Source organism: Streptomyces sp. NPDC029466 (genome assembly GCF_055574515.1).
This window is the reverse complement of record NZ_JBVHZH010000004.1, coordinates 20,802-30,729: the sequence shown is the minus strand read 5'-3', so window position 1 is coordinate 30,729 and position 9,928 is coordinate 20,802. Positions and strand designations below refer to the sequence as shown.

The 9,928-nt window shown below is 72.4% G+C and carries 9 protein-coding genes; 3 read left to right on the top strand and 6 right to left on the bottom strand.

Features of this window, described 5'->3' with window-relative positions; translation table 11 throughout:
* Positions 1 to 34: 34 nt before the first annotated feature.
* The gene (locus ACZ4XD_RS05365) at positions 35 to 1,168 is read left to right on the top strand and encodes an acyl-CoA dehydrogenase family protein (RefSeq protein WP_468038404.1); all 1,134 of its coding nucleotides are present in this window, start codon (positions 35 to 37) and stop codon (positions 1,166 to 1,168) included.
* 297 nt (positions 1,169 to 1,465) lie between these two features.
* On the opposite strand, the gene ACZ4XD_RS05360 is transcribed toward ACZ4XD_RS05365, so the two are convergent.
* From ACZ4XD_RS05360 to ACZ4XD_RS05345, 4 genes are all read right to left on the bottom strand, one after another.
* The gene (locus ACZ4XD_RS05360) at positions 1,466 to 1,810 is read right to left on the bottom strand and encodes a rhodanese-like domain-containing protein (RefSeq protein ID WP_468038402.1); all 345 of its coding nucleotides are present in this window, start codon (positions 1,808 to 1,810) and stop codon (positions 1,466 to 1,468) included.
* Positions 1,811 to 1,820: 10 nt separating this feature from the next.
* Positions 1,821 to 2,633, bottom strand: a complete 813-nt coding sequence (locus tag ACZ4XD_RS05355; RefSeq protein WP_468038787.1) for a J domain-containing protein — start codon at positions 2,631 to 2,633, stop codon at positions 1,821 to 1,823.
* An 803-nt stretch (positions 2,634 to 3,436) separates the two neighbouring features.
* Complete coding sequence (locus tag ACZ4XD_RS05350; RefSeq protein WP_468038400.1) at positions 3,437 to 4,930, bottom strand: DUF2252 domain-containing protein; 1,494 nt, start codon at positions 4,928 to 4,930, stop codon at positions 3,437 to 3,439.
* 115 nt (positions 4,931 to 5,045) lie between these two features.
* A complete protein-coding gene (locus ACZ4XD_RS05345; RefSeq protein WP_468038398.1) occupies positions 5,046 to 6,503 on the bottom strand; it encodes an ABC-2 transporter permease in 1,458 nt (485 codons plus the stop codon).
* Positions 6,504 to 6,673: 170 nt separating this feature from the next.
* Between ACZ4XD_RS05345 and ACZ4XD_RS05340 the strand changes: the two genes are divergently transcribed.
* Positions 6,674 to 7,108: a MarR family winged helix-turn-helix transcriptional regulator gene (locus ACZ4XD_RS05340; protein ID WP_042151077.1), complete on the top strand. Its 435-nt coding sequence runs from the start codon at positions 6,674 to 6,676 to the stop codon at positions 7,106 to 7,108.
* A 157-nt stretch (positions 7,109 to 7,265) separates the two neighbouring features.
* Here ACZ4XD_RS05340 and ACZ4XD_RS05335 read toward each other — a convergent pair whose 3' ends face one another.
* Positions 7,266 to 7,628 carry a winged helix-turn-helix transcriptional regulator gene (locus ACZ4XD_RS05335; protein WP_042151074.1) on the bottom strand — a complete coding sequence of 121 codons (363 nt, stop codon included), beginning with the start codon at positions 7,626 to 7,628 and terminating at the stop codon, positions 7,266 to 7,268.
* A gap of 125 nt (positions 7,629 to 7,753) precedes the next feature.
* Here ACZ4XD_RS05335 and ACZ4XD_RS05330 point away from each other — a divergent pair, with 125 nt between their 5' ends.
* Entirely contained in the window at positions 7,754 to 8,404 is a 651-nt protein-coding gene (locus ACZ4XD_RS05330; protein ID WP_468038395.1) for an FMN-dependent NADH-azoreductase, read from the top strand.
* 264 nt (positions 8,405 to 8,668) lie between these two features.
* Here the strand turns inward: ACZ4XD_RS05330 and ACZ4XD_RS05325 are convergent, their stop codons facing one another.
* On the bottom strand, positions 8,669 to 9,916 hold the full coding sequence (locus tag ACZ4XD_RS05325; protein WP_468038393.1) for an MFS transporter: 1,248 nt from the start codon (positions 9,914 to 9,916) through the stop codon (positions 8,669 to 8,671).
* Positions 9,917 to 9,928: the final 12 nt, after the last annotated feature.

Genomic DNA, 9,928 nt, shown 5'->3' with positions numbered 1-9,928 from the left:
GTCAGGTCAAGGCGCCGCGTGGGAGGACAGAGCAGTGGACTTCACCTTCACCGAGGAGCAGCAGGCCGCCGTCGAAGCGGCGAAGGCCGTCTTCTCGGGGGTCGCTCCGGACAGTGTGCCCAGCCCGGCGCTCACCCCCGGTGCGGTCGCCGACGACTTCGACCGCGCGCTGTGGCGCAAGCTCGCCGACGCCGATCTGCTGAGCCTGCCGATCGCGCCCGAGCACGGCGGCGCGGGCCTGGACCCGATCGCGCTCTGCCTCGTACTTCGCGAGTCGGCCAAGGTGCTGGCACGGGTACCACTGCTGGAGTCCGGCGCCGCCGCGCTCACCCTCCAGCGTTATGCGACCGAAGAACTCTGCGCGGAGGTGCTCCCCGGTATCGGCGCCGGGGACCTCGTCGTGACCGTCGCCGCCCATGGCCGCACCGGGCACGAACCGGCCGATCTCGCTGTGACAGCCCATCAAGAAGGCCCGGACTGGGTCCTCGAAGGCGTCCAGACCGCTGTCCCCTGGGCCCGGACCACGGACCGGATCCTGGTCCCCGCCCACACCCCCGACGGGCACGCCGTACTCGCCCTCGTCCTCCGCACCCACCCGGGCATCACGCTCGACGACCAGATCTCCACCAGCGGAGAGCCACACGCCGAGGTCCGACTGGATTCCGTACGCATCAGCAACCGGGAAGTGATCGCCGACCCCGCCGCCTGGGAATGGCTGCGCAATGTGCTGACCACCGGCACCTGTGCACTCGCTCTGGGGCTCGGCACGCGTGTACTGGACATGACCAGCGACTACACCAGCAAGCGCGAACAGTTCGGGTACCCGGTGGCCACCTTCCAGGCCGTCGCCTGCCAGGCCGCCGATCGCTTCATCGATCTCCGCGCCATGGAAGCCACCCTCTGGCAGGCCGCCTGGCGCCTCACCACCGAAGCAGCCGGCTCGCTACCGCTCGCGGGAGATGTCGCGGTGGCCAAGATCTGGGCCTCGGAGGGCGTACGCCGGGTCGTCCAGACCGCCCAGCATCTGCACGGCGGCTTCGGCGCCGACACCGACTACCCGCTGCACCGCTACCACGCCTGGGCCAAACAGCTCGAACTCTCCCTCGGCCCGGCCGCCGCCCACGAAGAGTCCCTCGGCGAGCTGCTCGCGGCACATCCGCTGGGGTGACTCGGACCAAGTGGAACGGGTGCGTGCCGGGGCAGGGCCGGGCGGGGTGCCGTACGGGCACCGGGTTTCAGGGAGGTGGTTACGCCCCCACTCGTCCCGGAAATCGACCGCCGGTGCCGAACGTTCCTTCAGCGCCCCGGACGATCAATCTGGTGCGGCCTCCGCCAATCATCTGGGAGGAGAGGACTGCCGATCGTTCAGGGCTGACGGCAGCCCGGGGGACGGTTCACCACCACCCCACCGGACAACCCTCCAGCCATCCAAGCTGCCCAGCAGCCCGGCTCTCCGTCTCCGCGGCTAGATAACCGCCCCAGAGCCGCCCTTGCCGTCCGAGACGGGGCGGCCGGCGGCCTCCCATGCCTGCATGCCGCCGGCGACGTTCACCGCGTCGATGCCCTGCTGAATCAGATACTGCGCCACCTGCGCGGAGCGCCCGCCGACCCGGCACAGCACATACACCTTGCCGGCGTCGGGCGCCGCGTCGGTCAACTCGCCGTAGCGGGCGACGAATTCACTCATCGGAATGTGCAGCGCACCCTCGGCGTGCCCCGCCTCCCACTCGTCGTTCTCGCGCACGTCCAGGAGGAAGTCCTCCGACGTGAGAGCGTCGACACCGACCGTGGGCACAGAACCAAATTGCATGGTCCCGACGCTACCGGACCAGCTGCGCGAGGTACGTCTCGCGTTCGGCGACATCGGCGAGCAGCTTCTCGGCGATCTCGTCCAGAAGCGCGTCGGGGTCCTCCGGCGCCATCTTGATCATCGCGCCGATCGCGCTCTCCTCCAGCTCAGCGGCCATCGCGGCCAGCAGCTCCTTGCGCTCGGCCAGCCACTCCAGCCGCGCGTAGAGCTCCTCGCTCTCGCTGAGCCGCTCCTCGGCCGGTGCGGGGCCGGCCTCCCACTCCCGCGCCAGCTCGCGCAGCACCGCCTCGTCGCCCTGGGCGTACGCCGCGTTGACCCGTGCGATGAACGCGTCCCGCCGGGCACGCTCCGCGTCGTCCCGCGCCAGGTCCGGGTGGGCCTTGCGCACCAGGTCGCGGTAGACCTTGCGGGCCTCTTCGCTGGGCCGCACCTTCTGCGGGGGACGCACCGACTGCTCGGTGAGCATCGCCTGAGCCTCCGGAAACAGCCCGTCCGACCCCATCCAGCCGTGGAACAGCTCCTCGACCTCCGGCATCGGCAGCACCGACGCCCGCGCCTCCCGCGCCTTACGGAGGTCCTCGGGGTCGCCCGTACGCGCCGCCACCGCCTCGGCGATCTGCGCATCCAGCTCGTCCAGCCGCGCGTACATGGGGCCGAGCCGCTGGTGGTGCAGGCGGGAGAAGTTATCCACCTCCACCCGGAAGGTCTCCACCGCGATCTCGAACTCGATCAGTGCCTGCTCCGCGGCGAGCACGGCCTTCGCCAGCCGCCGGGTCGCCTCGTCCTGAGCCGCGGCCGCTTGCTCGTCCGCCGCTCCGCCCATCTCGGCGGCCGCCGGGCCGGCCTGATCAGCGCCTGATTCGGCCCCCGCCCCGGCCTGACCGACGCCCAGCTCGGGCCCTTCCGCGGTCTGACCGACGCCCGGCCCGGCACCCGTCCCGGCCTGACCGACGCCCGACTCGGGCCCTTGCGTAGCCTGACCACGGCCCGGCCCGGCACCTTCCGCGGCCTGGTGGCCTACGGGGTGATCGGTCTGGGACCCATGGCCGGCATCAAGCCCGTCCGAGCCCGCGACCTGATCCTCCGGGCCGCCGACGTGCCCGAGCTGGGCACCCTGCCCGCTGCCGCGGGCGTCCGGTGCCTGCGGGTCGGCCTGGGCGTCCGGGGTGCCCGGTACGTCCGGTCGGTGCTGGCCGTCCTGCGCGTTCTCCGCGTGCGAGTTCGTCACCCGGCCAGCGTACGGCCCCGCCGGGCGCGGGCCTCCACGGCCATTCAATCGCTTCCTGCCGGGCTTGGAGGCCTCCCCTCCCCCCAAGCCCACCCACCCCCTCCTGCCTCCACCCCGCAAAAACTGCGCCCATTACCCCAGACCGCCCCGGCCCCCACGGAGCCCCCAGACGCAAACCAGCCCACGCGCCCACAGAGCACCCGCCCCACGGAACCCTCGCGCCCACGGGGCACCCGCCCTACGCCCCCAGAGAAGGCCCGCGCTTACAGAGCCCCGGCCTCCAACCCGGACACGCCACCGGACGGCAGGCCCCCCGCCCCCGCGCCCGAACCACCCCAGCCCTAGCCCCAGCCGCACCCCCGGCCCACAAGCCCCCGGACTTAGCCCCCCGCTCCCCCTCACACCCCCATCTCTGCCGCGATCCGGCCGTTCTTCACCGCTGTGGTCAGGGCCGCGTGGTCTGCTTCCGTGCGGTTCGCGTAGGAGACCGCGAAGGTCGCTATGGCCTCGTCCAGTTCCTCGTTCTTGCCGCAGTAGCCGGCCAGCAGGCGCGGGTCGGCGCTGTGTGAGTGTGCTCGGGCCAGGAGGGCGCCGGTCATCCGGGCGTAGTCGTCCATCTGGTCGCCGGACAGCTGCGTCGGGTCCACGCTCCCCTTGCGGTTTCTGAACTGGCGGACCTGAAAGGGCACTCCGTCGTGCGGGGCGTCGTCCGCGCCCGCACCACCCCAGCCCGCCGCGCCCCCCGTGCCCGCCGCACCACCACCTGTGCCGCCACCAACCCCCGACGCCCCCATGCCCGGCACCGTCGTCCAGCCCAGCAGGATGTCGCTGACCACCTGCATCCGGCGCTGGCCGAGGACCACCCGGCGGCCCTCGTGCGCCACCGACGGCACCGGGAAGCCCGCCTTCTCCACGAAGGGCGCCAGCACCGAACCGCGTGCTTCCTTCATCTGAAGAACCAGCGGTTCGCCCCGGTGGTCCAGCAGCAGCACCACGTACGAGCGCAGGCCGACGCTGCCCGTGCCGACCACGCGGAAGGCGACATCGTGCACCGCGTACCGGGCCAGGAGGGGCAGCCGGTGCTCGGTGATCGTGTCCAGATAGCCGGTGAGGGACGCGGCAACGGCTGCCGCCTCCGCGTCCGGCACCCTCCGCAGCACCGGCTGCGCGTCCACGAACCGGCGTCCGCCGTCCGCGGTCGTCTCCGTCGCCTTGGCCGCGAACCGCGCGCTGGTGTTCTTACGGGCCTTCTCCGCGACCTGCTCCAGCGTTCCCAGCAGATCCCGGGCGTCGGTGTGCGAGACCAGTTCCTCGTCGGCGATCGCGTTCCACGCCTCCACCGCCGGCAGCTTGGCCAGCAGCCGCATCGTGCGCCGATAGGAGCCCGCCACGTCCTGCGCCGCCCGGTGGCAGTCGTCCTCGCTAGCCCCCGCCTCCCGGCCGGCCAGCACCACCGACGTCGCGAGGCGCTTCACATCCCACTCCCACGGCCCGTGCAGGGTCTCGTCGAAGTCGTTGAGATCGATGACGAGGCCGCCGCGGGCGTCGCCGTAGAGGCCGAAGTTGGCGGCGTGCGCGTCTCCGCATATCTGTGTGCCGATGCCGGTCACCGGGTCGACGGCCAGGTCGTACGCCATCAGGCCCGCGGAGCCACGAAGGAAGGCGAAGGGGCTCGCGGCCATCCGGCCGACCCGTATCGGCGTCAGCTCGGGCAGCCGGCCGGCGTTGGACTCCTCCACCGCCGCGACCGCGTCCGGCCGCCCGTCCGCGATCGACAGCCCGGCCTGCTCGGAACGCGGGAGCCGCTCCCGCAGCGCCCGTCCCACCGCCTTGGGCGACGGCCCCTGGGCATCCTGACGGGCAAACCCCGGTACGTACGGCACACGCGGCATAGCGGGCCACCTCCCCCTTCACGACCTGTGTTCTTGCTGTCCCTGCGCTTCAGTGTCGCTGTGTTCTGCGTTCGTCGGCGCGCCGGGCGGTTCCGCCCTGCCGACGCCCATGACGTTACCGACCTCCCCGCGCGGCCCGCAGAGCCTGTGGATAACTCTCCGGAGCGCTAGACGCCCACCGTCTCTTCCAGCTCCTCTTCCAGCTCCTCCGCCGGCGCCGCGGCGGCATTCGCGGACCCGTGGCCCACTCTCCCGGCTCCGCGCCCCCGGCCGGCCGGCCGCTCCGAGCCGGTTCCGGCACCGTCGCCGCCACCGCGGCCGCCGCCACCGCCGCGGCGTGGGCCACCGCCTCCGCCTCCGCACTACGCCGCCGCTTCTCTGCCAGCGCCGCCACACCGATCACCACCAGGCCGGCGACCAGCCACCCCACCAGCGTCCAGAGGTGTCCCGCCAGGCCGTAGCCGTCGAAGTAGACGTGGCTGCGGACGCCTTCCACGAAGCCCGCGCCGTTCCAGAAGGAGTGCAGCGCCGCGAAGAATCCGTTCTGCATCTCGGGGCGGAAAATCCCGCCGGAGGACGTGAAGTTGAGCATCACGAAGAGGGTCATCACCCCGAGCGTCGTCCAGCGCTTGAGGAAGGTGTGCAGTCCGGTGCCGATCAGCAGAACGCCCGCCGAGTAGAGCCAGGCCATCCCCCACAGCCCGCTGAGACCGTGGTCGACCAGGTGGAAGACCGGACCGGCGAACGCCGCCCCGATGAGGCCGACGACGAACGAGGTGCCGATGGCCAGCGCCGTCCGCAGCCGGAGCGGGAGCACGGCTCCGGCGCCGCCGATCACCGCGACCGACGCGTACGAGCCGATGCTGATCGCGACCAGCAGGAAGAAAATGCCCTGACCGGTCGGGTCGTCCTCGGCGGTCGGCGCCACGTCCGTGACCTTCAGCGGCGCGCCCTGTTGCGCCGCGATCGGGGTGAAGACCTTCTGGACGACGGTTGCGCTGGTGTCCGAACCGGCCGTCGCCACCAGCAGCTCGGGCACCGGCTTCCCGGGTCGCGCCACCTCACCGGCCCCGCCCCTGCCCGCCGCTCCACTCGACGTAGTCGACGCACTCGCCCCGCTCGACGTACTCGACCCAGCCGAACCACTCGACGCGTCCGCCTCACTGGACCCGTTCACCCCGCCCTTCGCCCCCGACGCATCCGCCACACCCGATGCCCCCTGAGCCCCCTGAGCCCTCTCCGCAGGGATCACATACGCCCCGAAGATGTCCTGATGCGTGAGCCGGTCGACCGCCGCCGCCCGGTCAGCGACAGTCCGTACCTCCAGGTCACCGCCCGCCTTGTCATTGATCGACTGGGCGAGCAGCTGGGCGCTCCGGCCGGATCCAACGACCGCCACGGGCAGATGGTGCGGCGCGGGATGCGCGAAGGCCCCCAGGTACGCCAGGCCCATCCCGACGCACATCAGCAGCGGGGTGATCAGGTGCGTCAGGACGTGACGCAGCCCGATGGTGTGGGCGGCGCGCGCGGACCGGTGCGCGCTCCGGTGGTCGGGATGTCGGACCGCACTCATGGGCCAGGTCTTTCCGCTCGTCGGCTCAGCTGTCGCCACTGGGGCCACTGGGGCCGGTTTCGCATCAGCCCGTGCCCGCGACGCCTCGGGCACGGCCGTGAGACATCAGTTGGCAATTACAACTCATCATCTGCGTTGTACTATACAACTACCTCTACGAAAGGCAACCCGTGGCTCACCGCGAGGACTCCGTCGAGACCATCCAGCAGGAGATGACCGCGTTCGCCCGCCGGGCCCGCGCGACCGCCGCCCGGATGCATCCCGAGCTGTCACTGGTCTCCTACACCCTGCTGGCGCACCTCGATGACCAGCAGGGATGCCGCGCCACGGACCTCGCGGCGCACTACTTCCTGGACAAGTCCACGGTCAGCCGGCAGATCGCCGCGCTGGAGAAGCTCGGATTCGTCGAGCGCCGGGTCGACCCGGAGGACCATCGCGTCCAGGTGCTGCACCCCACGGAGAAGGGCGACCGGGTGCTCGCCAACGTCACCGCCAGCCGCCGCCGGGCGTTCCACGAGCGGCTGGCCGACTGGGACGAGGAAGATCTCGACCGCTTCGCGACCTATCTGCGCCGCTACAACGCCGCCCAGGAACGACTGGGGTAAGGCACCCGTCTAAGACACCCCCCAGGGCGCCCACCCAAGGCACCCGCCCGAGCCCGCACCCCTAGCTAGGCGGAGACCGCCGCACCACCCACCGGCACCACACCGCCCACCAGCGCCACACCACCCGCCGGCACCCCTCAGCCCGCGACGCCTGCTCCTACTTCCGGAACCGCTCCGGACACTGCCCGCCATCGGCGAGATAGGTCTCCGCCCAGCGCCCCAGCTCCTTGAGCGCGGGCTCCATCGCCAGACCGGCCTCGGTCAGCCGGTAGGAGACGCGCAGCGGCGGTCCCGCGTCCACCTCGCGGACGACCAGGCCGGTCGACGCCAGCTCCATGAGGCGGTCGGAGAGCATCCGCTCGCTGATACCGGGGATGGCCCGCCGCAGATCGGCGAAGTGCACCGGCCCCGGCATCAGGGTGGCGACGATCAACCCCGTCCAGCGCTTCCCGAACAGCTCGAAGACGCGCGTCATCCTGCCGTCGACCTGCCTGCACATCGCCTCGCCGTGGTCCGCCATACACCCAGAGTACCGCCTTCCCGTTGGCTACTGCGGAAAAGTAAGTTCCTGTGCTATCAATAGTGACGTACGGAATTCAACCAGTGGTCGAGCGCCGCCCGGCCGCCTACCGAAGGACCGATCCCATGGCCACGCTTCTGCTCATCGACTCGTCCGTCTTCCCCGAGGGCGGTTCCGCCTCCCGTTCGGTCACCGCGGCCTTCCGCAAGACCTGGGAGGAGCAGCACCCCGACGGCACCGTGATCCACCGCGATCTGGCCGCCGATCCGCTGCCGCACCTCGACGGTGCCGGCGCCTCCGCCGCCTTCTCCGACCCGGCCACCCACACCCCCGAGCAGCAGGCTGCCTTCGCCCTGCGCGTCGAGCTCATCGAGGAGCTGGAGCGGGCCGACGCGATCGTCATCGGCGCGCCGATGTACAACTTCACGATCCCCTCCACGCTCAAGGCATGGCTCGACCAGGTGATCATCATGGGACGTACGGCGGGTGCGGAGCCGTCGGCGAAGGGCACCCCGGTCACCGTCGTGGCCAGCCGCGGCGGTTCCTACGCACCGGGCACGCCCCGTGAGTCCTTCGAGTACGTCCAGAACTACCTGGCGGCCGTCCTGAACGGCGGGCTGGGCCTGGAGGTCGACTTCATCGTCCCCGAGCTGACCATGGCCCCGAACAACCCGGCGATGGCCGAGCTCATCCCGATGTACGAGACCTCCCGCGAGAAGGCCCACGCGGACGCGGCGGCCAAGGCCAAGGACCTCGTCGCGCGCCTCGCCGCCTGAACCCGGCCGGGACACCCGAACGGGGCGCGGGCGGGCGGCACGGCTGCCCGCGCCCGACGCAGCCACCTCCCGGCGCGCACCGCCGGGAGGGCGCGGCGCCCGGTCGCCCACCACGCGCCCGTCCCGGGGTCACCGGCACCGGCTCCGCCACCCCGCACCCGCGTCCGCCACTCCCGCACCTCGACCGCACATGCGCCTGCCCCTCACGTGCGCCTGCCCCTCACCCCGGCCACGTGCGCGCCTGCCCCTCACGCGCACCTGCCCTCACCCCGGCCCCGAGCGCACCTCCCGTCCCGGCGCCCTCCCCACCCCCACCGCCAGCAGCGCCCCCACGGCGAGCGCCCCGCCCAGCCACATCACACCGGTCGCGCCCCAGCCGTCCGCGGCCCGCCCGCCGGCCAGCGCCCCGAGCGCGATGGCCCCGTTGAACACCGCCACGAACAGCGCGGAGGCCGCCTCACGGGCCTCCGGAGCGGCCGCCATCAGCCAGGTCTGCGTGCTGACCGAAACGCCCCCGTAGGCCAGCCCCCATACGGTCACCACCAGGGCGGCCCCCGGTACCCCTGCGCCGCGTGCCAGCAGTGGCAGCAGCGACACCGCCCCCGCGAGCACCCCGCAGATCACCAGCAGCGCCGCCCGCGGCGACCGCGCCGTCCCGGCCCCGGCCAGGAAATTCCCGGCCAGACCCGCGAGGCCGAAGGCCAGCAGCAGCGTGCTGATCTGTCCGGCGTCCGCGCCGGCCACCTCCTCGAGCACCGGCCGCACATACGTGTACGCGGCGAAGTGCCCGGTCACCAGGAGCGCCACCAGGACGAGCCCGGTCCGTACGGGGGCGCCGCGCAGCACCGCCCGCACCCCGTTCAGTCGCACCGCTGCGGCTACCGGCAGCGGTGGCAGCAGAACGGCCAGCGCGACCGCGACCGCCCCGCAGACCACGGCCATCGCCCCGAACGCGGTCCGCCGGCCGCCCAGTTCGCCCAGGAAGGTGCCGGCCGGCACCCCCAGTACGGACGCCGCCGCGACCCCGCTGAAGATCAGGGAAGTCGCCGCCGCCACGCTCCGCGCGGGCACCAGCCGCGCCGCGAGCCCCGCCGCGATCGACCACACCCCGCCCATCCCCAGCCCCACCAGCACCCGGGCCACCAGCAGCACCACGACATTCGGCGCATACGCCGCCAGCAGATTGGCCCCCGCCAGCGTGCCCATCAGGGCCACCAGCAGCGCCCGTCGGTCCCGCCGCCCCACCATCAGCGTCAGCAAGGGGGCGGACACCGCCGCCACCAGGCCCGTGACCGTCAGCGTCAGGCCCGCCGTACCGGCCGAGATCCGCAGCTCCCGGCCGATCGGGGTCAACAGCCCCACCGGCAGCATCTCCGAGGTCACGACCGTGAACGTCGCCGCGGCCAGCGCCCCGACGGCCGGCAGCCCACCGCCCCGCTTCCGCCCCGACTCCCCTGCCCGCGCGGCCACTTCGGCGCCACTCGGCGCCGCCCCGCCCTCGATGTTCGTCATGTCCCCAGCCAA

Bases quoted from the DNA above. Each gene is read 5' to 3' on its own strand.
- ACZ4XD_RS05360 (WP_468038402.1), bottom strand. From the start codon at position 1,810: ATGCAATTTGGTTCTGTGCCCACGGTCGGTGTCGACGCTCTCACGTCG.
- ACZ4XD_RS05355 (WP_468038787.1), bottom strand. From the start codon at position 2,633: ATGGGCGGAGCGGCGGACGAGCAAGCGGCCGCGGCTCAGGACGAGGCG.
- ACZ4XD_RS05350 (WP_468038400.1), bottom strand. From the start codon at position 4,930: ATGCCGCGTGTGCCGTACGTACCGGGGTTTGCCCGTCAGGATGCCCAG.
- ACZ4XD_RS05345 (WP_468038398.1), bottom strand. From the start codon at position 6,503: ATGAGTGCGGTCCGACATCCCGACCACCGGAGCGCGCACCGGTCCGCG.
- ACZ4XD_RS05335 (WP_042151074.1), bottom strand. From the start codon at position 7,628: ATGGCGGACCACGGCGAGGCGATGTGCAGGCAGGTCGACGGCAGGATG.
- ACZ4XD_RS05330 (WP_468038395.1), top strand. From the start codon at position 7,754: ATGGCCACGCTTCTGCTCATCGACTCGTCCGTCTTCCCCGAGGGCGGT.
- ACZ4XD_RS05325 (WP_468038393.1), bottom strand. From the start codon at position 9,916: ATGACGAACATCGAGGGCGGGGCGGCGCCGAGTGGCGCCGAAGTGGCC.